Consider the following 23,452-nt stretch of genomic DNA (forward strand, 5'->3'; position numbering starts at 1 on the left):
AGTGCAGGAGTGAAGCTGGCGCCGGATGCTGCAACGCAGGCGCGGCGAAGAAAATGAGCCGATGAGGGATTAGCCAATGAGCCGGGTGATGTCGTTGAAGAGGGCGATGGTCATCATCAGCAGGAGCAGCGCCACGCCGCCGCGCTGCAGGCGCTCCATCCAGGCTTCGGGCACGCCGCGCCCGGTGACCCCCTCCCAAAGATAATACATCAGGTGTCCGCCATCGAGGACGGGCAGCGGCAGCAGGTTCAACACGCCCAGGCTGACGCTGATGAGCGCCAGAAATGTCAGGTATTGCACCAGCCCCATGCTGGCCGAGCGGCCAGCGTAGTCGGCAATGGTCAGCGGGCCGCTGAGGTTCTTGAGCGAAGCCTGGCCGATGACCATGCGGCCCATCATGCGCAGCGTCAGCATGGATACCTCCCAGGTGCGCTGCGCACCCAGCGCCAGGCCTTCGAGCGGGCCATAGCGCACCTCCAGCATCTCCGGCGCCGCGCCCACATAGGCGCCGATGCGGCCCACAGCGCTGCCCTGCTCCTGCACCACGTCCGGGGTCACGGACAGCTCCAGCGTCTGGCCGTCGCGCTCGATGCGCCAGGTGCTGGCCAGCGCTTGGCCATTCTGCAGCGATTGGCGGATGGCCTCGCGCAGCTGCGCGCCGTCCACGATGTCAATAGCACCCAGGCGCAGCACCACGTCCCCGGCCCGCAGGCCGGCACGCTCGGCGGCGCCCCCTTCGGTCAGGCCATTGAGCACCGGGCGCGTCCACGGGCTGGCGATGCCGATCTTGCGCAGCAGCGTGGCGTCGGCCTGGCTGACATCCATGCCGGCCAGCGGCAGCAGCACCTGGCGCTCGGCGGCGCCCGGGTGCGGCTGCAGCGTGAGCAGCACGTTCTCGCCATCGAGCGCGCCGCGTGTCAGCGCCCAGCGCAAATCCTCGAACGAACGCACCGGCTCGGCCTCGCCATCGTGGCCTTCGCGCGCCTGCGCCAGCACCAGCTCACCGCCACGCAGGCCGGCCTGCTGGGCGATGGAGCCAGCCACCGGGCTGGCCAGCACGGCGCGCGGCTCCTGCACGCCGCTCCAGTTGACCAGGGCGTACAGCAGCACGGCCAGCAGCAAATTGGCCAGCGGCCCGGCAGCAACGATGGCGGCGCGTGCGCGCAGGCTCTGGTTGTTGAAGGCCAGATGGCGCTCGGCCTCGGGCACGGGCGCCTCGCGCTCGTCGAGCATCCGCACGTAGCCGCCCAGCGGGAAGGCGCCGATGACGAACTCGGTCGGCGAGCCGGGGCGCTGCCAGCGCACGAGCGGCTGGCCAAAGCCCACGGAAAAGCGCAGCACCTTGACGCCGCAGGCCACGGCCACGCGGTAGTGGCCGTATTCGTGTACGGCAATCAGCAGGCCCAGGGCCACGATGAAGGCGACGACAGTCAGCAGCATGATCCATCCCCTATCAAAATCATAGCTGGCAGCGCTTGTCAGGCAAGGGTTTCAACATGAAAACACTTGAAAATCCTTATGGGACAAGCGCTTCCAGCTATCTTATTGGAAGCGCTGCAGCAGTTCGCCGGCGCGGCTGCGCGTGCGTGCGTCCAGCTCCAGCAGGCCCTGCAGCGAATCGGCGTTGGATGCCGGCACGGCCTCCAAAGTTGCCAGGTTCAGGGCATGGATCTGGTCGAAGCGGATGCGCCCGTCCAGAAAGGCCGCCACCGCGACTTCGTTGGCGGCGTTGAGCACCGCCGTCGTGCCCGGCGCGGCGGCCAGCGCCTGCCACGACAGGTGCAGGCCGGGAAAGCGTACGGCATCGGCCTCCTCGAAGGTCAGCGCGGCCAGCTGCGTGAAGTCCAGCGGCGCCGCGCCGCTTTGCACGCGCTCGGGCCAGGCCAGGCCGCAGGCAATCGGCACGCGCATGTCGGGCGTGCCCAGCTGGGCGATGATGGACAAGTCCACGAACTGCACCATCGAATGGATGATCTGCTGCGGGTGGATGACGACCTTGATTTGCTCGGGCGCCAGGTCGAACAGCCAGCGCGCCTCGATGACCTCCAGCGCCTTGTTCATCATGGTGGCCGAGTCGATGGAGATCTTGCGGCCCATGGAGAAATTGGGGTGTGCGCAGGCCTCGCCCGGCGTCACGTCACGCAGCGTCTGCGGCGTGCGCGTGCGAAACGGCCCGCCCGAGGCCGTCAGCAACACGTGCTGCACGCGGCGCGGCCAGGTCGATGGATCTTCGGGCAGGCTCTGGAAGATGGCCGAGTGCTCGCTGTCGATGGGCAAGAGCGTGGCGCCGCCGCTTTTCACTGCGTCCATGAACATCTGCCCCCCGACCACCAGCGCCTCCTTGTTGGCCAGCAGCAGCCGCTTGCCGGCGCGCGCCGCAGCCAGGCAGGGCGCCAGGCCGGCGGCGCCGACGATGGCGCCCATGACGGCATCGACATCCTCATGCGAAGCTATGGTTTCAAGAGCATCCGGCGCTTGCAGGACAAGGGTTGGCAGGCCATTGGCCTTGATTTTCTGCGCCAGTTCGCGGGCGTGTCCGGCACTCGCCATGACGGCGTAGCGCGGCCGAAAGGCAGCGCACTGCGCCAGTAGCGCATCCACCTGGGTGGCAGCGCTGAGCGCAAAGACTTCGTAGCGGTCGGGGTGGCGGGCCAGCACGTCCAGGGTGCTGGTGCCGATGGAGCCCGTGGAGCCGAGCACCGTGATTTTTTGTGTCATGCGCAAGTTCAGCAAAGCCGGGCGTCGGCCCGAGGCAGCTTCGGATTCAGGAGGGGGAAGCCAGGCGGGTCAGCATCAGCGCCAGCGGCAGGATGGGCAGCAGCGCGTCGATGCGGTCGAGCACCCCGCCATGGCCGGGCAGCAGCTGGCTGGAGTCCTTGGCGCCGGCGCTGCGCTTGACCAGGGATTCGACCAGATCGCCGGCCACGCTCATGGCGGTCATGAACAGCAGCGCCGGCAGCAATAGCCAGCCGGCCCGCGCCAGCACGCTGTAGAAGCTGGGCACGGCCACGGCGTTGGCCCGATCCAGCCAGATCCAGGCCAGCGCCAGCACCAGCACGCCGACCATGCCGCCCCACACGCCCTCCCAGCTCTTGCCGGGACTGATGGACGGGGCCAGCTTGCCCTTGGTGAAGCGCAGGCCGAAGGCCCGGCCAGAGAAATAGGCAAAGGTGTCCGCCGCCCAGACCAGGGCCAGCACGGACAGCAGGAAATTGATGCCGATGGTGCGTGCCTGCGCCACTGCCAGCCAGGCCAGCCACAGCGCGACCACGCCGCCGGCCACGCGCACGCCGCGCGGCACGCCCGGCCAGCCGGCCACACCGGCACGCAGCAGCGCTGCGGCGCCCAACACCCAGGCGGCGCCAGTGGCCAGCCACAGGCCGGTCAGGGGCTGCTCCAGCCAGCCCGCCGTCCAACTGCTGGCGCACAGGGTCACGCAAATGGCGCCCAGGGCCACGCTGGCGCCCTGCCCCAGGCCGTTGAGCCGGCCCCATTCCCAGGCGGCCGCCGCCATCATGGCCAGGGCCAGCGCGGCAAAGGGCAGCGGCGAGGGATAGAACAGCGCCGGCAGCAGGATGGCCAGCAGGATCAGGGCAGTGATGACACGTTGCTTGAGCACGCCAAGACCCCTTTCGCTGGCGGATGTGGAAAACAAGGATGGCCAGGCGGCAGCCGGTGCCGCCAGCGCTGCGGACGTATGCGGCTCAAGCCTGCAGCGCCTCGGGCTGCTGCGCGCAGACTTGCTCGGAGGTGCGGCCAAAGCGGCGCTCGCGCGCGCCGTAGCTGGCAATGGCCTCGTCCAGCGCTGCTTCGTCGAAGTCCGGCCATAGTCGCTCGCTGAACACGAATTCGCTGTAGGCAGCCTGCCACAGCAGGAAGTTGCTGATGCGCATCTCGCCGCCGGTGCGGATGACCAGATCGGGGTCGGGCACGTGCGCCAGGCCCATGGCGGCGTGCAGGCTGGCTTCGGTGATGGCCTGGCCGCGCTCGGCCAGGCGGGCGGCGGCCTGCACGATGTCCCAGCGCCCGCCGTAGTTGAAGCAGATGTTGAGCACCAGCCGGCTGTTGCCGACGGTGAGCTGCTCGGCCTGCTCCAGGCCTCGGCGCACGCTGTCGGACAGCGCGGCGCGGTCGCCGACGAAATGCACGCGCACGCCGTCGCGGCTCAGATCAGGCACCTCGCGTGCCAGCGCCTTGGCCAGCAGGCCCATCAGGCCAGAGACTTCATCGGCTGGGCGGCTCCAGTTTTCCGAGGAAAACGCAAACACCGTCAGCACCTGCACGCCGCGCGCCGCGCAGGCACGCACGCAGCGGCGCAGCGCCTCCACGCCCTGCGCGTGCCCGGCCAGGCGCGGCAGGAAGCGCTTGCGCGCCCAGCGGCCATTGCCGTCCATGACGATGGCGATGTGGTGCGGGAGGGCAGCGGGCATGGGCAGGCGAGGGCCGAAAAAATGCAGCAGGCAGGCAGTGAGCGGTCTGCGCCGCTCAGATGGCCATGATGTCCTGCTCCTTGGCAGCGACCAGGGCGTCGATCTCGGCGATGTACTTGTCGGTGGTCTTTTGCACATCGGCTTCGGAGCGTTTTTGGTCGTCCTCGGAAGCCAGCTTGTCCTTGACCAGCTTCTTGACGCCCTCGTTGGCGTCGCGGCGCAGGTTGCGGATGGCCACCTTGGCGGCCTCGCCCTCGGTGCGCGCCAGCTTGGTCATCTCCTTGCGGCGCTCCTCGCTCATGGGCGGCATGGGCACGCGGATCAGCTCGCCGAGCGACGCCGGGTTCAGGCCCAGGTCGCTTTCGCGGATGGCCTTCTCGACTTTGGCCGACATGTTCTTTTCCCAGGGCTGCACGCTGATGGTGCGCGCGTCCAGCAGCGACACGTTGGCCACCTGCGACAGCGGCACCATGGAGCCGTAGTACTCGACATGGATGGCGTCGAGCAGCTGCGGGTTGGCGCGGCCCGTGCGGATGCGCGACAGGTTGTTTTTCAGGGCGGCGATGGACTGCTCCATCTTGCCTTCGGTGTTTTTCTTGATGTCGGCGATGGTCATGGGAATTCCTTCAACATGGCTTCAACACACGGGTGCGGTGCAGACCCGAAAAAGCGCTCAAGCGTACACCAGGGTGCCCTCGTCCTCGCCCAGCACGACGCGCTTGAGCGCACTGGGCTTGTTGATGGAAAACACCCGGATGGGGAGTTTCTGGTCGCGGCACAGGGCAAAGGCGGTGGCGTCCATGATGCCCAGATTGCGCACCATGGCCTCGTCGAACGTGAGCTGGGTGTAGCGCGTGGCGCTGGGGTCTTTCACCGGGTCGGCGGTATAGACGCCATCGACCTTGGTGGCCTTGAGCACCAGCTGCGCGCCGATCTCGGCGCCGCGCAGGGCGGCAGCCGTGTCGGTGGTGAAGAACGGGTTGCCGGTGCCGGCGGCAAACACCACCACCTTGCCCTCTTCCAGGTATTGCAGCGCCTTGGGCCGCACGTAAGGCTCGACCACCTGCTGGATGTCGATGGCCGACATGACGCGGGCCGTCAGGCCCTCGCGGCGGTTCATGGCGTCGGCCAGCGCCAGCGAGTTCATCACCGTGGCCAACATGCCCATGTAGTCGGCGGTGGCCCGATCCATGCCCTCGGCTCCGCCGGCAACGCCGCGAAAGATGTTGCCGCCGCCGATCACCACCGCCACCTGCACGCCCAGCGCTATGACCTCGGCGATGTCGGAGACCATGCGCTCGATGACGCTGCGGTTGATGCCGAAGGCATCGTCGCCCATGAGCGCCTCGCCAGACAGCTTGAGCAGGATGCGCGTATAGGCTGGCTGGGCGGTGGCGGTCATGGCGGGGGCTCCGTAAGGCAAGGGTTGAGGGGATGGACAGGGGGCAGGGACAGAGGCGGTGGGCGATCAGCCGGCGGTCAGCCGGCCTTGGCAGCGGCGACTTGCGCGGCCACTTCGGCGGCGAAGTCGTCGGCCTTTTTCTCGATGCCCTCGCCCACCACGTACAGGGTGAAGCCCAGTACGCGGGTAGCCTTTTCCTTGAGCATCTGGCCCACGGTCTGCTTGCCGTCGGCAGCCTTCACGAAGACCTGGTCGGACAGCGAGACTTCCTTGAGGTACTTCTGCACGGCGCCGTCGATGCGCTTGGCGGTGATCTCGGGACTTTGGGCCGGCTTGCCGGCGGCTTCCAGCTCCTTGTTGGCTTCCTCGGCCTTGCCGGCTGCCACGGCGCGCTCTTTTTCGATCAGCTCGGCAGGCACATCGGCGCTGGTCACGGCCACGGGCTTCATGGCAGCCACGTGCATGGCCACGTCCTTGGCGGCGGTGGCGTCACCTTCGTACTCGACAACCACGCCGATGCGCGTGCCGTGCAGGTAGGAGGCCAGTTGCGTGCCGGCGAAGTGCTTGAAGCGGCGAAACGACATGTTCTCGCCGATCTTGCCGATCAGGCCCTTGCGCACGTCTTCCAGCGTAGGGCCGAAGCCGTCCTGCTCGTAGGCCAACTGACCCAGGGCCTCGATGTCAGCGGGCTGGTGCTCGGCCACCAGACGGGCGGCGGCATTGGCCATGGCGATGAAGCTGTCGTTCTTGGAGACGAAGTCGGTTTCGCTGTTGACTTCGATCATGGCGCCACGGCTGTCCTCGATGCTGGCGGCGATCACGCCCTCGGCGGTGACGCGCGACGCGGCCTTGCCAGCCTTGGTGCCGAGCTTGACACGCAGCAGCTCCTCGGCCTTGGCCATGTCGCCACCGGCTTCGGTCAGGGCCTTCTTGCACTCCATCATGGGGGCGTCGGTCTTGGCGCGCAGTTCGCCGACCATGCTTGCGGTAATAGCAGCCATTGTTGTGTTCTCCGTTCGTTGCAATTGTTCAGGGGGCGGGCAGCGGCCCGCAAAACAAAAAAGCGGGCGCTTTGGCGAATCCCGCTTTTGTCAGGCTCCCACGCCCGCCTTGTGCGGCGGGGCGGGCGCTTGGGCCACAGGACTGATCAGGCGGCGGTGTTTTCCACTTCGACGAATTCGTCGGTGGAGTCTTCGCTGCCGGCGACGGTCTTGACCAGGTCGTTCACGGCGTTCTCGCGGCCATCGACGATGGCGTCAGCCATGCCGCGTGCGTACAGCGCCACGGCCTTGGCCGAGTCGTCGTTGCCGGGAATGACGTAGTCGATGCCTTCGGGGTTGTGGTTGGAGTCCACCACGCCGATCAGCGGGATGCCCAGCTTCTTGGCCTCGGCCACGGCGATCTTGTGGAAACCCACGTCGATCACGAAGATGGCGTCGGGCAGGGCGTTCATGTCCTGGATGCCGCCAATGTCGCGCTCAAGCTTTTCCAGCTCGCGGGTGAACATCAGCTGCTCTTTCTTGCTCATGGACTCAAGGCCGGCTTCCTGCTGGGCCTTCATGTCCTTCAAGCGCTTGATGGAGGTCTTGACGGTCTTGAAGTTGGTCAACATGCCGCCCAGCCAGCGCTGATCGACATAGGGCATACCAGCGCGCTGGGCCTGCTCGGCCACCAGCTCGCGCGCCTGGCGCTTGGTGCCGACCATCAGGATGGTGCCGCGATTGGCAGCCAGCTGCCGGGCGAATTTCTGCGCCTCCTGGAACATCGGCAGCGATTTTTCCAGGTTGATGATGTGGATCTTGTTGCGATGGCCAAAGATGTAGGGGGCCATCTTGGGGTTCCAGAAGCGGGTTTGGTGGCCGAAGTGGACACCGGCTTCCAGCATTTCGCGCATGGTCACGGACATGAAAATTGCTCCAAAGGTTGGGTCTAAAATCCAGCCCGATCATTGCGCCGTGCCTTGCCGGCATCCAGGCGCAACACCTTGAGAAGGCTGGTTTGCTATTTGTCTTGCCAGGACTTGGCAAAACTCAGGGATTCTACCATAGACACCCTGCCCTGCAGCCTCACGCGCCCGCTCTGCGTCCTCCACGCAGACTGCTGCACATTCCTGAAACCATAGCTATTCGCGCTTGCTGCAAGCGGGTTTGCGCCGCTTTTCATCCTTTTTATGCGTATCCTGATCGTCGGAGCCGGCATCGTTGGCACCGCCACTGCCCATGAGCTGGCCCGCGATGGCCATGAGGTCGTCGTGCTGGAGCAGCAGGCCGCCGCCGCCGAGCAGGCCAGCTTTGCCAGTGCCGGGCTGCTGGCGCCAGCGCTGCTGATCCCGTGGGCGGTGCCCGGCGTGAATGGCCGGCTGGCGCGGCGCCTGATGGGCAGCCGCGCCACCATGCGGCTGATGCAGGGCGCGGGCCTGGCCGGGCTGGCCTGGCTGTGGCGCTGGCTGCGCGCCGGCCACCAGGCGCAGGCCGCCGAGCGGCTGGCCGCGCTGGCCGCACTGGGCCGCGACAGCCTGCAGCGCACCCAGGCCATCGCGGCCATGCTGGACACCGACATCGAAGCCAGTCGCGGCACCCTGGTGCTGCTGCGCCAGCACAGCGACCGGCAGCTGCTGGAGCCGGCCATGCAGGTGCTGGACGCTGCCGGCGCACCGCTGCGCGAGGTCGATGCCGAGACCGCGCGGCTGATCGAGCCCGGCCTGGCCGCCGATGTGCCGCTGGCCGGCGCCCTGCACGCGCCCGAGGGCGCCAGCGGCAACTGCCGGTTGTTTGCCCAACTGTTGCGCCAGGCAGCGCAGGAGCGCGGCGCACGCTTTGTCTTCAACACCCGGGTACAGGCGCTGGTGCCCGGCTCGGGCAAGGGACAGACGGGGCAGGCAACGGGCGTGCAGCTCGCTGGCCGCACCGAGCCAGTGCGCGCCGATGCGCTGGTGCTGTGCGCCGGCCAGGCCAGCGCCGCGCTGCTGCGCCCGCTGGGTGTGCGCGTGCCCCTGATGCCGGTGCATGGCTATTCGGTCACTGCCCCGGTGCGCGACGACCTGCACGCCCCGCAGGGCAGCCTGATCGACCCGCAGCACCGCATCACCATCAGCCGCCAGGGCCAGCGCGTGCGTGTGTCCGGCGGCGCCGAACTGGGCTACGCCGGCGGGCGGCATGACGACGCGACGCTGCGCACGCTGTATCTGGCGCTGTCGGGCTGGTTTCCGGGCGGGGCGCTGCTGTCGTCGCCGCAAGTGCAGGTCTGGCGCGGCGCGCGGCCGACGCTGGCCGATGGGGCACCCATCATCGGCGCCGGCCCGGCGCGGGGTCTGTGGCTCAACATCGGCCACGGCGCCAGCGGCTGGGCCCAGGCCTGCGGCAGCGCCCGGGCCGTGGCCGACCTGATCGCCGGGCGCACGCCACAGGTCGATCTGGCACCGCTGGCGCTGTCGCGGTTCTAGCGTTCGCTATGCGTTGCAAGGCCTGCGCCCCGCGACGCTCCGAGAGAGCGCACACTGCGCCCCCCACAATGCCGCCATGCAGCGCATCACCTCCACCACCGCCCAACCCCTGTTCGGCGCCCAGGCCACGCGCGCCATCGAGCACACCGCCGCCGCCCACCTACCCGCCCACACGCTGATGCAGCGCGCCGGCCAGGCCACGGCCCGCCTGGCGCGGGCGCTGGCGCCGCACGCGCGCACCATCTGGGTGGCCTGCGGCAGCGGCAACAACGGCGGCGACGGGCTGGAGGCCGCTGCCCTCCTGCACGCCAGCGGGCAGCATGTGGTGCTGACCTGTCTGGCCCACGACCCGCAGCAACTGCCCGCCGACGCCCGCGCCTCCTGGCAGCGTGCATTGCAGGCCGGCGTGCCGCTGCTGGAGGCGCCCCCTGCGCTGGGCGCGCAGGATCTGTGCATCGACGCCCTGCTCGGCTTGGGCCTGTCGCCCGCACCGCGCAGCCGACCAGACGCCCACCTGCTGCGGCACCTGGCAGCCGTCCAGGCCAGCGCCGCCCCAGTGCTGTGTGTCGATCTGCCCTCGGGCCTGCTGGCCGGCAGCGGGCAGTACGCCCCTGGGCTGGCGCCGCAATCCCCGATCATTTCGGCGCGGCATACCCTGGCGCTGCTGACCCTCAAGCCCGGCCTGTTCACGGCGCAGGGGCGCGACGCCGCTGGCCAGGTCTGGTTCGATGACCTGGGCGTGCAGGCACCGCAGACCGCCCCCGATGCCTGGCTGGGCGCGGCACCAGCGCCCATCGCACGCAGCCATGCCAGCCACAAGGGCAGTTTTGGCGATGTCGCCATCGTTGGCGGCGAGGGCCTGGCGCAGCGCGGCATGAGCATGACCGGCGCTGCGCTGCTGGCGGCCAGCGCTGCGCTGCACGCTGGCGCCGGGCGGGTGCTGGTCAGCCTGCTGCCAGGCAAGGACGAGAGCCAGATCGAGGCGCAGGCCTTGACCAGCCTGCAGCCCGAGTGCATGTTGCGCCGCTTCGAGGCGCTGGCGCTCGATGGCTTGACGATCGTTGCCGGCTGCGGCGGCGGCGTGGCCGTGGCGGGCGTGCTGGCGCCCATCGTGCAGCGCGCGGCGCGCCTGGTGCTGGACGCCGACGCGCTCAACGCCATTGCCACCGACCGGCAGCTGGCCCGCCTGCTGCACGAGCGCGGCGCCCACGCACCGGGCAGTACCGTACTGACCCCGCACCCGCTGGAGGCCGCGCGGCTGCTGGACAGCAGCACCGAGGCCGTGCAGGCCGACCGCCTGGGCGCCGCCAGCGAACTGGCCGCGCGCTTTGCCTGCACTGTGGTGCTCAAGGGCTCGGGCAGTGTCATCGCCGCACCGGGCCGCGTGCCACTCATCAACGCCAGCGGCAATGCCCTGCTGGCCACCGCCGGCACGGGCGACGTGCTGGCCGGCCTGCTGGGCGCGCGGCTGGCTGGCCGGGCGCTGCAAGCGGATGCGGCTTTCGAGGCGGCGGCAGCCGCCTGCTGGCAGCACGGAGCTACGGCAGACGCCTGGCCGGCGGGCCGGGCGCTCACGGCGCTGGCCCTGGCACAGGCCTTGACGCCGGGCTGAGAGCGCCCGCACGAGAGCCTCCGCACGCGCTGGAACCCGCTCCTTGCAGGGTAACGCGGCGGATCAGCCTCCCCGCACCTCCGAGCGGCTGAGCGCCGCGCCTTGGGCGCCTGGGGCACGCAACCGCGCAACACTCGACGCTCGACTGCCCCCAGCCCCAAGGCGCAGCATTCACGGCTGCGATAGCTGGGACAGCACTGGAAACCCGATCTCACCGGGGCACTGGGCCTCGTCTGACAACCAAAACGCTGCTGCCGCGTTGCAATCTCATCGTTGCGCGCTGCCCAGCCACCAGCCCGCCTCACATAGCCAGAGGTCATTGCCATGAAACACCCCATCCACTCCAGCACCCCGGCGCTTGTCGCTTTCGTGGTCACCGTGCTGCTGGCAGTGGTGGCCAGCGTGCTGACCCTGCTGCCGCGCCACGCCGCCCAGGCGGCCGACTCGCAGGTACACCTGGATATCGAGCAACTCCTGCCCGCCGGCCTGCTGGACTGAGCGGCGCTTTACTGGACGGGACTGTCTCCGACAGGCGGCGCGACCGCGCCGGCCTAACATGCGGCAGGTTACGTTTCTTTCACCACAGCACAGGAGGACAGCCATGCCCGTCAAGCTCGCCATCGTCTATTACTCGACCTACGGCACCAACCACCAGATGGCGCTGATCGCCGCCGATGCCGCCCGCGCCACCGGTGCCGAAGTGCGCCTGCTCAAGGCCGCCGAGACAGCACCCGCCGAGGTCGTGGCTGGTCAGGAGCCGTGGAAGGCGCAGGCCGACAGGACAGCCGACATTCCCACGGCCAGCGCGCAGGACATGGAATGGGCCGACGCCTATCTGATTTCCGCACCAACGCGCTTTGGCGTCATGGCCAGCCAGATGCGCGCCTTCATCGACACGTTGGGCGGCGTCTGGGCCAAGGGCGGCCTGGCCAACAAGGCGATTTCGGGCATGACCTCGGCGCAGAACACACACGGCGGGCAGGAAAGCACGCTGCTGTCGTTCTACGTCACGGCCATGCACTGGGGCAGCGTCATCGTCGCGCCGGGCTACACCGACCCGGTGATCTTCAAGACCGGCGGCAATCCCTACGGCTACACGCACAAGCAGGGCGACGATTTCACCGATGACGTGAAATCGGCCATCGGCCACCAGGTGCGGCGCCTGCTGGAGGTGGCGGGCAAGCTCAAAGGGTGAGCGCCGGGCGTTGGGCGTGGACAGCCGCAGAACGCAAAGCGCTCCACGCAGAACGCACCACCGTCCATCAGCGCACCAAGGTGCCCATCCGCTGCGCCCCCTCGAAGGGAGCGCGGCGCATTCCCTCCCCTCAATCAACGGTCTTTTGCCCTGCCTCGGCAGGCTGGCCGCGCCCTTGCACCAATGCGGCGCGGCGCTGCAGGGCCTGGGCCAGTTCTTCATCGCCGACAGCGCGTGCACGCTCCACACGCAGCAGCAGCCAGGCCAGCAATGGCCGGCTCCAGCCCTGGGCCGAGGCGGTGTCGGTGGCGATGACCAGCGTCTCGGGCGTGGCGCGGCCCGCCTGCAGCGCGGCGCCGGCAGCCACCAGCCGGGCCAGCGGGTCTTCGATGGCGGCAATCGCCCCGGGGCTGGCCAGGGCCGCGCGCTGCGCCGGCGGCAGCAGGGCGGCATCCACCTCGGCCATGCTGCGCCCGGCCAGATAGTCGGCATAGCTGCGCTCGGGCTTTTGCGCATCGGTGCGCAGCGCCTCGAAGGCCGGGCACTCGCCGCCGTCCAGGCTGGCCACCTGCACCGCGCAGCGCATCAGCTCCAGCCGCGCCAGCAGCGCCGGACTGCCGGTGCGCGCCACCTCGGCGCGGGCGCGCTTCCACTCCTGCTGCGCCACCCGGCTGTCGCTGGCCAGCCAGGCGCGCGTGGCCCGCTCGGCGCTGTCGTGGGCGTTGATCTGCCAGTCGGGCTGCGGCGGCTTGCTGGAGCAGCCGGCCAGCACCAGCGTCAGCGCCAGCACCGCCAGGGACAGTGGGAGTCGCGACCAGGGCCGGCGCAGGCCGTGCGTGGCAGTGGCGGCAATGGGAGCAGTAGGCACGGTGGACACAGTGGGCATGGTGAGCGCGGCAGTCATGGCAGCTTCAGTTCGGCATCGCGGGCAAAGGGCCATTTGCGGTTGATCTCGGCCAGCAGGCCCTCGACCTTGCGCAAATTGGCCTCGATCTCGGCGCGCAGCTCGCCCAGGCCGACCGTGGCCTCGCGGGTGTTGGCGCCCACGGCCTGGGCTTCGGCCAGCACGGCATCGACCTTGGCCATGCTGCGCCGCGCATCGCCCAGCAGGGCATTGAGCTGCAGCACGGTGGCGCGCACCTCGGCCACCAGGCCGGCATCGGTTTCGCTGCCCAGCACCTGTCTGTCGGCACGCGCGACCATGCCATCGACGCGCGCCACAGCCCCGTCGATGCGCGCCGCCATGCCGTCCAGGCGCGCCAGCAGCTGGTTGCTGCGCTGCAGGGCCAGCAGCACCTGCCGGGACTCGGCATCGCTGCCGGTCAGCACCGACAGCACGCCGCCGGGGGCGTTCAGCCGTTCGGTCAGCGTGCGCACATTGCCCATGGCGCCGCCCAGCGCGGAGTCGGCTGCCGTCAGCTGGGTCAGGTTTTCCAGCAGCTCGCGCGCCTCGGCCATCAGGCGCGGGATTTCCGCGGTGGCGTCGCCGCGCAGCACCGGGCGCACGGCGCCATCGGGCAGGGGCGGGTCGCTCAGCACGCCGCTGTAGGCCTTGATGGTGGTGCCGCCGACCAGGCCGCGCACCAGGGTGAAGACGCTGGACTCGCGCAGCCAGTGCGCGTCGCGCCGCGCGACATCGACGGCGATGCGCACCTCGCCGCCTTCGGCCAGGCGCAGGCCGCGCACCCGCCCGATCGGAAAGCCCGAGAACGTCACGTCCATGCCCACGGCCACGCCCTCGGAGTCATCGGCCACCAGGATCAGGCGCTGCGTCGGCTCGAACACGCCGCGCGCATACATCAGGTACAGCGCCGAGCCCACGATCAGCGTCAGCGTGAACAGCAGCAGCGCCGCCGCCTTGGCGCGCAGGTGGGCGACGGGGCGCAGCAGCTCGTCGTCGGGGTGGGGGGCTTGGAGTGGGCCATTGCAAGAGGGCGGCAGTCAGGGGTCAATAGTAGTAATTGCTCATCAGGGACACGACCTCGATCAGCAGCAGCACGGCGAACATGCGCGCCAGGCCGCCGATCTCGGAGTCGGGCTGCTGCGCCTGTCCGGCCCGGCCCGTCTCATAGATGCCCGAGGCCATGGGAATCAGCGCGATCGCCATGCTGAAGAACAGCGTGCGCAGCGCAAACACCAGCGTGATCTGCGGCGTGAAGACGTGGCCGAACATGCGCGTGTAGCCGGACAGGCCGGCCAGCGTCAGGCCATAGACGCCCAGATAGGCCATGACCAGCGCCACCACGCACGACAGCGCCGCCAGCGTGATGCTGGCATACATGCCGGCGACCACGCGCGGCAGCAGCTCCATGCGCACCGGATCGGCGCCGCGTGCGCGCAGCGCCTGGAAGTGGCCCGATTCACGCATCAGCGCCAGCTGCGTGCCGTTGGGGATGGTGGCGCGCATGGCCACGAACAGCGCCGCCGTGAGCGGGATCAGCTCCAGCACCAGCACGCGGATCACCATCTCCAGCGCATAGCGCGTCAGGCCGTAGCTCTCGGCAGTGACCACCACGATGCGCGTGATGACCAGCGACAGCAGCGCCGCCAGCAGCGTGAAGCCCAGCAGGATGGGCGCCGTGTCCTGGTACATGTGGCGCGCCAGGCGCCAGCGCGTGCCGCGCGAGTAGCTCGACGGCGACAGCATCAGCACCAGCACCACTGCGCCCAGATAGAAGATGCGCGCCCAGGCCAGGCCCCAGCGGCGTGCGATAACGGCCAGCCGCGTGGGCTGGTGCAAGGCGGCGTGCAGGGCATTCATGGCTGTCGGAAGATCACAGAAATATGAATGAAAAGCGCTTCAAAGCCTTATGCGTCAAGCGGTTTCAGCTATGGAAATCATAGCCCAATCGAAGCATCTTCAGACGTGCCGCTTGCCTGCCACCGTCGGCTCGGGCACCGGCTCGGCATCGGCGCGCTGGTGCAGGGCCTCGATGACGTGGCACTGCCCGCCCGAGCCATCGCAGCGCCCGCGCAGCGCCTGCAGCTCACGCTCAAGCACGCGCAGCTCGTCCAGCCGGGTGCGCACATGCTGCAGATGCTCGTCCAGCGTAGCGCAGGCGGCGTGGTCGGCGCCATCAGCATGGATGGTGCGCGTATCGAGCTGCAACAGGGCGCGCACTTCCTGCAGCGACATGTCCATGGCCCGGCACAGGCGCACGAAGCGCAGGCGGTGCACCTCCTCGTCGCTGTACAGGCGATAGCGGTTCTCGGCGCGCGTGTGGCCACTGAGCAGGCCTTCGCGTTCGTAGTAGCGGATGTTGGCCGGCGGCACGCCCGACAGGCGGGCGGCATCGCCGATGCGGTGGCGGGGGCTTTGGGCGCTCATGCTTGACATTGAAGTGACTTCAAGGTTTCCAATCATCGCATGAGCCAGAAACACCACCACCCTCACCCGCCCGAAGCCGGCCACGGCCACGGCCACGGGCACAGCCACGGCCATGCCGCCGGCGCTGCCCCGGCCTGCGCCAGCACCAGCACCTCCGCCTGCTCGCCCTGCGGCCACGGCGATGACGGGGGCGACGGCCACGACCATGGCGCCCTGCCCGGCTGGCCGCGTATCAGCGCCGCCCTGGCGCTGGCCGCCGGCGCCGAGGTCGCCCATTGGCTGCAGTACGACCTGCCCGGCATGGCGTTGGCAGTGCTGGCCATCGCCCTGTCCGGCCTGGGCGTGTATCAGGCCGGCCTGCAGGATCTGGCGCGGCTGCGCCTGGGCATCAACGCCCTGATGGCCGTGGCCGTCACGGGCGCAGTGCTGATCGGCCAGTGGCCCGAGGCGGCCATGGTCATGGCGCTGTACGTGGCCGCCGAGCGCATCGAGCACGCCGCCATGGATAGGGCGCGCAACGCCATTCGCGGCCTGCTCGATCTGGCACCCGAGACGGCCGACGTGGTGCAGGCCGACGGCAGCACGCAGCGCACCAGCGCCGCCGAGGTGTCGCCCGGCGCCGTGCTGCGCATCGCCGCCGGTGCGCGCGTGCCGCTCGATGGCACGGTGACGCGCGGCCTGAGCGCGGTCAACCAGGCGCCCATCACCGGCGAGAGCCAGCTGGCCGACAAAGGCCCGGGCGACCCGCTGTATGCCGGCAGCGTCAACCAGCATGGCGAGCTGTTCATGCAGGTCACGGCGGCGCCGGGCAGCACGCTGCTGGCGCGCATCGTCCACGCCGTCGAGCAGGCCCAGGCCAGCCGCGCGCCGACGCAGCGCTTCGTCGATCGCTTTGCCGCCGTCTATACGCCCATCGTCTTCGCGCTGGCGCTGGCGCTGGGCGTGCTGGCGCCCTGGCTCATGGGCTGGAGCTGGCACCAGGCGGCCTACCAGGCGCTGGCGCTGCTGGTCATCGCCTGCCCGTGCGCATTGGTGATTTCCACGCCGGTCACCGTGGTCAGCGCGCTGACGGCTGCCGCGCGCCGGGGCATTTTGATCAAGGGCGGCAGTGCGCTGGAGACGGCACGCGGCCTCAAGGCCATTGCCCTGGACAAGACCGGCACGCTGACCACCGGCAGCCCGGCGCTGGTGCATTGGCAGGCCGTGGGCAGTGCCGATCAGGTAGACGCTGCAGCGGCGGCCTGGCAGCTGGCCAGCCGCTCGGATCATCCAGTCTCGCGCGCCATCGCCGCCGGTCTGCCGGCAGGCGCACCGGACGCCGCCCAGGACGTGCGCGCCCTGCCGGGCCGGGGCGTGGAGGGCCTGCTGGCCGGCCAGCGCTGGGTGCTGGGCAATCTGCGCCTGGTGCGCGAGCTGGGCCTGGCCGATGCGGCCCTGGAGGAGCTGCTGGCCACGCACGAGCAGCAGGGCCGCACCGTGACTTTGCTGGCCACCGAGCAGGCCGTACACGCCCTGTTCGCCGTGGCCGACCCGCTACGCGGCCATGCTGCCGAGGCAGTGGCGCAGCTGCAGGCGATCGGCGTACAGCCGCTGGTGCTCAGCGGCGACAACCCGGCTACCGTGCAGACCGTGGCGCGCGAGGCCGGTATCCAGGACGCACGCGGCGGCCTGCTGCCGCAGGACAAGCTGGACGCCCTGGCCGAGCTGCAGCGCACGCGCGGCCCCACCGCCATGACCGGCGACGGCATCAACGACGCACCGGCCCTGGCGCGCGCCGATGTTGGCTTTGCCATGGGCGGCGCGCACAGCACCGGCATGGCCATGGAGACCGCCGACGTGGTGCTGATGAACGACGACCTGCGCCGCATCCCCGACACCGTGGTGCTGGCGCGGCGCGCGCACCGCGTGCTGTGGCAAAACATCACCCTGGCGCTCGGGGTCAAAGCGGTTTTCTTCATACTCGCCGTGCTGGGCCTGGCGACCATGTGGATGGCCGTCGTGGCCGACATGGGCGTGAGCCTGGCCGTGGTGGCCAACGGCCTGCGCCTGCGCGCCGGGGCCGGCACCGCGCCGCCCCGCCAGGGAGATACCGCTTGACCAAGTATGCAAAGACCCCGCCAACCCCGCTGGCCGCGAGCGCCAGCGCCAGGCCTTCGAGCACCTGATGGCCGCCTTCGAGGCCAGCGCCGATCAGCCGCCGCGCGAGCGCTGGCTGTATCTGGAGGCCGCCCACGTCATCGGCCAGAACCGCCTGGCGCTGCACTGGCGCGCCCATCGGCGCATGTTGGCCTTTGCCCGCCAGCTGCGGGACGAGCACGAGGTGCAGGGCCAGTGGCGGCAGCTGGGCTATGCCGTGCTCGGGCATGTGGTGCGCCGCATCCCGCAGGGCAACACCGGGCGCGCCATCGTGCCGGCGTTTCGCACCATGGTGCCCAGCGCCGCCGTGCGCCAGCGCATCAGCGCCGCCATGGCAGCGGTCAACCCGGATACGCCATCGGCATCGGCAGCTCTGGAATGAGGTGCAGGGCTGTGGATTTCATATGAAATCAGCCTGAAAGCCTTTACTGACAAGCGCTGACAGCTATGTTTTTTGATGCAACACAAGACATGGCTATTGCCCAGCCGCTGCAATAGCCGGGTTTTTGCGCCAGTTGCCTGCATTCGTCTTTTGCGTCCCGCTCTTGTCCGCCTGCCCGCCTTCATGACCAGCCCCGCCCTCGCCCGCCCACCCGTTGCCCACTCCCGCATCGAGGATGCCATCGCCCTGCTGACCGGGGTGACCCTGGTGTCCATCGGCATCGCCTTCCTGGGCAGCGCCGGGCTGCTCACGGGCGGCATGGCCGGCCTGGCCTTCGTGCTGCACTACGCCACGGGCATCAGCTTCGGCAAGCTGTTTTTCGTGCTCAACCTGCCCTTTTACTGGCTGGCGCTGCGCCGCATGGGCGCCACCTTCACGGCCAAGACCTTTGCCGCCGTGGCGCTGCTGTCGCTGCTGAGCGAGGTGCAGACACGGCTGCTGCACATCGAGCAACTGCAGCCGCTGTACGCCGCGCTGACCGGCGGGCTGCTCATGGGCATGGGTTTCCTGGTGCTGTTTCGCCACCGCAGCAGCCTGGGCGGCGTGGGCATCCTGGCGCTGTACCTGCAGGACAGGCGTGGCTGGCGCGCCGGCAAGGTGCAGATGGCCATCGACTGCTGCATCGTCGCCGCCGCCCTGGCCACCGTGGAGCCACAGCGCGTGGCCTGGTCGGTGCTGGGTGCCGTGGTGCTGAACCTGGTGCTGGCCATGAACCACAGGCCGGGGCGCTATCTGGTGGCGTGAACGCCCTCTGCACCAACGCACAACGCACAACGCCCGGTCTCTCGGGAACTTGCGCCGCCGCCTGCGTATCATTCCCAGCCATGCTCCGGCACCTTGCCTTCCTCCTCGTGACCTTGCTGCTCATGGCGCGCGGCCTGCTGGGGGATGCCGTGGCCATGGGCCTGACCCTCGATGCCGGCGCGCTGCCGCCGGCTGCAGCGGTCTCCCCGGCGCAGCACTGCGGCGGCAGGGCCGATACCGGCCACTGCGCCGAGCCGCAGGGCCACAGCGCCTGCGCCACCTGCGGCCTGTGCCATCCAGCGCCCCTGGCGCCCTCCCCGGGCCTGGCCAGCCCTGCGGCTGCGCCAGCCGCCCTCCAGCCGAGCGCAGCGCCCGCTTCGCCAGCGCGCATCGCACGCGCGCCATCCGTCCTCCCATCGCTGCCACCTGAGCCCCCGGCGGGCGCATCTGCCCTCCAGGGCAGCCCCGCTGCACCGCTGGGCAGCAGGCACCCCGACCGGCCCGGCAATTTCGACCTTGCCTGCCCGAGCGCCGGCCATTTCCGAGCCGGCAGTGGGCCGCAGCACCATCAATCCGTCATTTTTCGTTCCCAGGGAGTTTTCTTCATGACCTTCAACCCCACCACCCGCCGCCAGTGGCTGGCCGCCGGCACCGCCTTGCTGGCCGCCGCCGCCCTGCCCGCCTGGGCAGCATCCCCGGCTGCGCCGGCTACCACCGCCACCGCCACCGCCAGCAATACCGTGGAAGTCTGGAAAGACCCCAACTGCGGCTGCTGCAAGGACTGGATCGACCACATGCACCAAGCCGGCTTCAAGACCGTCGTCCACGACAGCGGCAACGCCGCCGTACGCGCCAAGCTCGGCCTGCCGCAGAACCTGGGCTCGTGCCATACGGCGCTGGTCGGCGGCTATCTGCTCGAAGGCCATGTGCCCGCGTCGGACGTGAAGAAACTGCTGCAGGAAAAACCCAAGGCGCTGGGCCTGACGGTGCCTGGGATGCCCGTTGGCAGTCCCGGCATGGACGGCCCCGAGTACGGCGGTCGCAAGGATCCCTACGACGTGCTGCTGGTGACCAGGAACCTGATGAACAGCAACGTCTCGACCCGGGTCTTCACCAGCTACCGCTGACGGGCGCCGCTTTGGCCCGGCCTTCCATAATGCCGGGCCATGCAGCACACCCAAGACCAGGCCCAGGGCCAAGACCCATCGCGCCCGCCCCAGGGCGCCATCACCGACGTTCCCGGCATCGAGGTCGGGCATTTCACCGACTCGCGCCGGCCCACCGGCTGCAGCGTGATCCTGGCCCGCGCCGGGGCCGTGGCCGGGGTGGACGTGCGCGGCGCAGCGCCCGGCACGCGCGAGACCGACCTGCTGGCGCCGGAAAACCTGGTCAGCGAAGTCCACGCCATCATGCTGGCCGGCGGCAGTGCCTTCGGCCTGGACGCGGCCAGCGGCGCCGTGCGCTGGCTCGAAGAGCAAGGCGTCGGCCTGGATGTGGGCGTGGCCCGGCTGCCACTAGTGCCGGCGGCCGTGCTGTTCGACCTGCCGGTGGGCGACGCGCGCATCCGCCCCGATGCCGCCGCCGGCTACGCCGCCTGCGCCGCCGCCAGCGCGCAGGCACCGGCACAGGGCAACGTGGGCGCCGGCGCTGGCGCAGTGGTCGGCAAGATGTTCGGCATGGAACACGCGATGATGGGCGGCATCGGCAGCGCCAGTGTGCGCGTGGCCGGGGTGACGGTGGGCGCGCTCATCGCCTGCAATGCCGTGGGCGATGTGGTCGATCCCGAAACCGGCCTGCCCCTGGCCGGCGCACGCACCGCCGATGGCCGCAGCCTGCGGGACACGCGCCGCGCGCTGCTGGCGGGCGAGCCGCCGCACCCGCTGCTGGCCGGCAGCAACACCACCATCGGCGTGATCGCCACCGATGCTCGGCTGAGCAAGGTGCAGGCACAGCGCCTGGCCATGGCCGGCCACGATGGGCTGGCGCGCAGCATCAACCCGGTACACACCATGAGCGACGGCGACACGCTGTTCGCCCTGGCCACCGGCCAGGCCGCGCAGCACCCCGGCATGATGGTGCTGGCCACAATGGCCGCCGAAGCCGTGGCTCGGGCCACCGTCTGCGCCGTGCTGGCAGCGCGCGGGCTGGTGCTGGAAGGTGGCCTGGAGCTACCGGCGCACGGCGATCTGCCTGTTTGAGGCGTTGTGCGCTGTGCGGAATGTTCACGCAAAACGCACAACGCTCATCGCACAACCGTTCGCCAGGCGCTCACCCTGCCGGCAAGGCGCGGAATCTGCCTTCGGCAGCCAGGCGGTCGATCATGCGCCGGGTCATGGACTGGGTGCTGCCATCGGCGCTGGTGAACAGGAACAGCGTGCGGTTCGGGCTAGTCCAGGTGAGCTGGCGCCGCACGCCCGCTTGCGGGCTGCCGATCTCGAACCACAGGCCCAGGCTCAGCTCCAGCGCAGCCGGTTGCCGAGCTGCCGCCGGCTGCGCGGCTGGCTCAGGGTGTGCCTCCGCCGGGGCGGTGGGCACAGGGTCTGGCACGGCAGGGGCTGGCATGGGGATCGCTTCCGGCATCTGCTCGGTGGGCGACTCGGCTGGCACGGCTGGCACGGCTTCGCCCCGCATCTGGGCTGTCACAGGTGCCGGCGCTGGCTCCATTGGCAACTCCATCGGCGACACCACCAGCGGCTCCGCTTCCGGCTCCACTTCCGGCTCCGACAGCTGTTGTTCCGTTGGCGGCGGCAGCTCCTGCGCCGCCTGGGCGCGCTCGTGCAGCCGCGTTTGCAGCCGCGTCTGCCAATCGCGCAGCAGCTGCATGATTTGCGCCGTCGAGTCTGCCGGATGGGCGATGCTGCCCAGCCCGCGCTCCAGCAGCGGCAGCGCCTGGCCGATGGCAGAGACCAGCGCCGTGGCGTCCGCGTCGGCAGGCGCAGGCCCGCCCATGGCCAGCAATACCGGCACCAGCTGCACGTAGTCCTGCGCGGCATCCGTGTCGCCCTCGCCCTGCGCCAGCGCCACCACCTGCGCCCACGGGCCGGTGACGAAGGCCAGCATTTCCGGAAAGGCCCTGGACGCCGCCGGCAGGCGGCGGAAATCTGCCGCTGCCCGCTCGGCCAGCAGGGCGCGGCGCTCACGCTGCTGCCGTGCGCGCTGGCGCTGCTCCTGGTACTCGCGCTGGCGGCGCTCCTGGGTTTCCCAGGCCTTGTCCAGCGCGCGCAGCACCCGCTCGAAGGGTTTGGCGCTCTCGATGCTGGCACCGGCCAGATACAGCACGGCTTCATCCACCAACCGCATGAAGCGGCTGAAGCCCGGCTCATCCTCGGACTGGAAGGCCAGGCTGCGCTGCGTCAGCTCATCGAGCAGGCGCCGCGCCGGGTGCTGCTCGTCGGAGAAAAAGCCAGTGTCGTGGCGCACCAGCTGCCGCAGCGCCGGCGCCAGCTCCTGCACGGCGCGCTGCATCGCAGGCAGCAGCCGCGAGTCCAGCGCGATGTTGTCCATCATGCGGCTGACCACGCCAGCGGCAGCATCCAGCTCGGCGCCTGGTGCCGCCGGCAGGGCCGCCGACCGCGAGACTGCCGCCTGGCCGTGCGCACTGACTCCGCTGCCCGCCAGGCGCCCGACGAGCTGTTCGAGCTGCGCCAGATCCTGCATGGCCTCCGCCGCGTCCTGCTGCACCTGGCCGCCCGGCTGCCCTGGATGGCTCTGGATGGGTGCCGCAGCCGTCGAGCCTGACCAGGCATGGGGGTCGCCCCCCGTGGCCAGCATCTGCTGCAGCAACCCTACGGTGAGCAGTGCCTCCTGCGTATGCATGTCCAGTGGCGCCCCACTGGACATGCCGCCCCAGGCAGAGGCTCCGGTAACCGGAGCGCCGTAATGACTGCCCAGCCCCGAGGCCAGGGTGTGCGCTGCCGTTTCCATCCCGGCAAAGCTACTGGTGGCCGGCAGGGCTGCGCCGCCGACGAAGCGCACGGCGCCGGCGATGGCGGCCACGGCATAGCCCACTGGCTCGACGCCCTGCTCGCGCAATTGCCGGGCGGCACGCTGGTAGGCTCCGACAAGCTGCTGCCCGAGCAGGTCGCGCATGTGCGTCATCCACAGCTGCCGCACTTCGGCGGCCACGCCCAGCTCGGCAATGACCTGCTGCAGGGCGCGGATGTAGTTTTCCGGGCGCAGCGGATTGCGCTCGGGCTGCACGCTGGTCAGGCCCTGGGCCGAGCTGACCAGTGCATTGAGTTCCGACAGCGCCGCCTCGGTGGCGTGGATGGCGGCCTGCTGGGCACGCGCCAGCTCCAGTTGCGCCAGCACATCGGCCTCATCCACCAGGGACAGCTCGCCAAAGTCGATGCCGCTGTCCTGGCCGGGGCCAGCCTGCGGTTGCGTCTGGGGCTGGCCCGACTGCTGTGGCTGAGCCGGCCCATCGGCAAAAGCCTCCAGCAATGCCAGCGGATAGGCGCGCGCCAGTTGCGCTTCGTGCTGGCCCAGCAGACGCAGAGCCTGCGCGGCCAGATCGCGCTGGACGAGATCACGGCTGCTGGACTCCTGCTCGGCCAGCGCCGCCTTGGCAGCGCCCACGAGTTGCTGCATCAGCGTCTCACCCTCACGGATGGCATTGACGACACATGCGCGGAAAACCGTTCTGGCGCGAGACGCTGGCAGGGGCATGACTCGTGGAAAAAGAGGCAGGGCGACAGTTGCGCCCGATACTACTACCGCAG

General features: G+C 69.8%; 22 protein-coding genes. 9 read left to right on the plus strand and 13 right to left on the minus strand.

The window, feature by feature from the left end:
• Positions 1-69: 69 nt before the first annotated feature.
• The 8 genes from rseP to rpsB all read right to left on the minus strand — a co-directional run bounded on the left by rseP (position 70) and on the right by rpsB (position 7,738).
• Complete coding sequence (rseP, locus tag IDM45_RS05960; RefSeq protein ID WP_209422031.1) at positions 70-1,440, minus strand: RIP metalloprotease RseP; 1,371 nt, start codon at positions 1,438-1,440, stop codon at positions 70-72.
• A gap of 102 nt (positions 1,441-1,542) precedes the next feature.
• Positions 1,543-2,718 carry a 1-deoxy-D-xylulose-5-phosphate reductoisomerase gene (gene ispC, locus IDM45_RS05965; RefSeq protein WP_209422032.1) on the minus strand — a complete coding sequence of 392 codons (1,176 nt, stop codon included), beginning with the start codon at positions 2,716-2,718 and terminating at the stop codon, positions 1,543-1,545.
• A gap of 46 nt (positions 2,719-2,764) precedes the next feature.
• On the minus strand, positions 2,765-3,619 hold the full coding sequence (locus tag IDM45_RS05970; RefSeq protein ID WP_209422033.1) for a phosphatidate cytidylyltransferase: 855 nt from the start codon (positions 3,617-3,619) through the stop codon (positions 2,765-2,767).
• 85 nt (positions 3,620-3,704) lie between these two features.
• Positions 3,705-4,430 (minus strand): polyprenyl diphosphate synthase, encoded by a 726-nt coding sequence (uppS, locus tag IDM45_RS05975; RefSeq protein ID WP_209422034.1) that lies wholly within the window; start codon positions 4,428-4,430, stop codon positions 3,705-3,707.
• A 55-nt stretch (positions 4,431-4,485) separates the two neighbouring features.
• The gene (frr, locus tag IDM45_RS05980; protein ID WP_209422035.1) at positions 4,486-5,046 is read right to left on the minus strand and encodes a ribosome recycling factor; all 561 of its coding nucleotides are present in this window, start codon (positions 5,044-5,046) and stop codon (positions 4,486-4,488) included.
• A 57-nt stretch (positions 5,047-5,103) separates the two neighbouring features.
• The gene (pyrH, locus tag IDM45_RS05985; protein WP_209422036.1) at positions 5,104-5,832 is read right to left on the minus strand and encodes a UMP kinase; all 729 of its coding nucleotides are present in this window, start codon (positions 5,830-5,832) and stop codon (positions 5,104-5,106) included.
• 77 nt (positions 5,833-5,909) lie between these two features.
• Positions 5,910-6,833 (minus strand): translation elongation factor Ts, encoded by a 924-nt coding sequence (tsf, locus tag IDM45_RS05990; protein WP_209422037.1) that lies wholly within the window; start codon positions 6,831-6,833, stop codon positions 5,910-5,912.
• A gap of 146 nt (positions 6,834-6,979) precedes the next feature.
• Positions 6,980-7,738, minus strand: a complete 759-nt coding sequence (gene rpsB, locus IDM45_RS05995) for a 30S ribosomal protein S2 (RefSeq protein WP_209422038.1) — start codon at positions 7,736-7,738, stop codon at positions 6,980-6,982.
• 264 nt (positions 7,739-8,002) lie between these two features.
• Between rpsB and IDM45_RS06000 the strand changes: the two genes are divergently transcribed.
• From IDM45_RS06000 to wrbA, 4 genes are all read left to right on the plus strand, one after another.
• Positions 8,003-9,274, plus strand: coding sequence for an FAD-dependent oxidoreductase (locus IDM45_RS06000; RefSeq protein WP_209422039.1), 1,272 nt, complete (start codon positions 8,003-8,005; stop codon positions 9,272-9,274).
• Positions 9,275-9,350: 76 nt separating this feature from the next.
• On the plus strand, positions 9,351-10,886 hold the full coding sequence (locus IDM45_RS06005) for an NAD(P)H-hydrate dehydratase (protein WP_209422040.1): 1,536 nt from the start codon (positions 9,351-9,353) through the stop codon (positions 10,884-10,886).
• A 324-nt stretch (positions 10,887-11,210) separates the two neighbouring features.
• Positions 11,211-11,384 (plus strand): hypothetical protein, encoded by a 174-nt coding sequence (locus IDM45_RS06010; protein ID WP_209422041.1) that lies wholly within the window; start codon positions 11,211-11,213, stop codon positions 11,382-11,384.
• Positions 11,385-11,487: 103 nt separating this feature from the next.
• On the plus strand, positions 11,488-12,081 hold the full coding sequence (gene wrbA / locus IDM45_RS06015) for an NAD(P)H:quinone oxidoreductase (RefSeq protein ID WP_209422042.1): 594 nt from the start codon (positions 11,488-11,490) through the stop codon (positions 12,079-12,081).
• Between the two features lie 130 nt (positions 12,082-12,211).
• Here wrbA and IDM45_RS06020 read toward each other — a convergent pair whose 3' ends face one another.
• From IDM45_RS06020 to IDM45_RS06035, 4 genes are all read right to left on the minus strand, one after another.
• A complete protein-coding gene (locus IDM45_RS06020; RefSeq protein WP_232654268.1) occupies positions 12,212-12,985 on the minus strand; it encodes a hypothetical protein in 774 nt (257 codons plus the stop codon).
• On the minus strand, positions 12,982-13,902 hold the full coding sequence (locus tag IDM45_RS06025) for an MlaD family protein (RefSeq protein ID WP_411828416.1): 921 nt from the start codon (positions 13,900-13,902) through the stop codon (positions 12,982-12,984). Before IDM45_RS06025 ends, IDM45_RS06020 begins: the two co-directional genes overlap by 4 nt.
• Before the next feature lie 127 nt (positions 13,903-14,029).
• On the minus strand, positions 14,030-14,842 hold the full coding sequence (locus IDM45_RS06030; RefSeq protein ID WP_209422043.1) for an MlaE family ABC transporter permease: 813 nt from the start codon (positions 14,840-14,842) through the stop codon (positions 14,030-14,032).
• A 99-nt stretch (positions 14,843-14,941) separates the two neighbouring features.
• Positions 14,942-15,409: a MerR family transcriptional regulator gene (locus IDM45_RS06035; RefSeq protein WP_209422044.1), complete on the minus strand. Its 468-nt coding sequence runs from the start codon at positions 15,407-15,409 to the stop codon at positions 14,942-14,944.
• 39 nt (positions 15,410-15,448) lie between these two features.
• On the opposite strand from IDM45_RS06035, the gene IDM45_RS06040 reads away from it, so the two are divergent.
• The 5 genes from IDM45_RS06040 (at position 15,449) to IDM45_RS06060 (ending at position 20,929) form a co-directional block, all read left to right on the plus strand.
• Positions 15,449-17,506 carry a heavy metal translocating P-type ATPase gene (locus IDM45_RS06040; RefSeq protein ID WP_209422045.1) on the plus strand — a complete coding sequence of 686 codons (2,058 nt, stop codon included), beginning with the start codon at positions 15,449-15,451 and terminating at the stop codon, positions 17,504-17,506.
• Complete coding sequence (locus tag IDM45_RS06045) at positions 17,496-17,927, plus strand: DUF3703 domain-containing protein (protein ID WP_325169002.1); 432 nt, start codon at positions 17,496-17,498, stop codon at positions 17,925-17,927. Before IDM45_RS06040 ends, IDM45_RS06045 begins: the two co-directional genes overlap by 11 nt.
• A 183-nt stretch (positions 17,928-18,110) precedes the next feature.
• Complete coding sequence (locus tag IDM45_RS06050; protein ID WP_209422047.1) at positions 18,111-18,731, plus strand: YitT family protein; 621 nt, start codon at positions 18,111-18,113, stop codon at positions 18,729-18,731.
• Positions 18,732-19,336: 605 nt separating this feature from the next.
• The gene (locus tag IDM45_RS06055; protein ID WP_209424026.1) at positions 19,337-19,858 is read left to right on the plus strand and encodes a DUF411 domain-containing protein; all 522 of its coding nucleotides are present in this window, start codon (positions 19,337-19,339) and stop codon (positions 19,856-19,858) included.
• A 39-nt stretch (positions 19,859-19,897) separates the two neighbouring features.
• The gene (locus IDM45_RS06060; protein ID WP_209422048.1) at positions 19,898-20,929 is read left to right on the plus strand and encodes a P1 family peptidase; all 1,032 of its coding nucleotides are present in this window, start codon (positions 19,898-19,900) and stop codon (positions 20,927-20,929) included.
• A 70-nt stretch (positions 20,930-20,999) separates the two neighbouring features.
• Here IDM45_RS06060 and IDM45_RS06065 read toward each other — a convergent pair whose 3' ends face one another.
• A complete protein-coding gene (locus IDM45_RS06065) occupies positions 21,000-23,399 on the minus strand; it encodes a DUF1631 family protein (RefSeq protein WP_209422049.1) in 2,400 nt (799 codons plus the stop codon).
• Positions 23,400-23,452: the final 53 nt, after the last annotated feature.

It is taken from the genome of Melaminivora jejuensis (assembly GCF_017811175.1).
GTDB lineage: Bacteria > Pseudomonadota > Gammaproteobacteria > Burkholderiales > Burkholderiaceae_C > Melaminivora > Melaminivora jejuensis.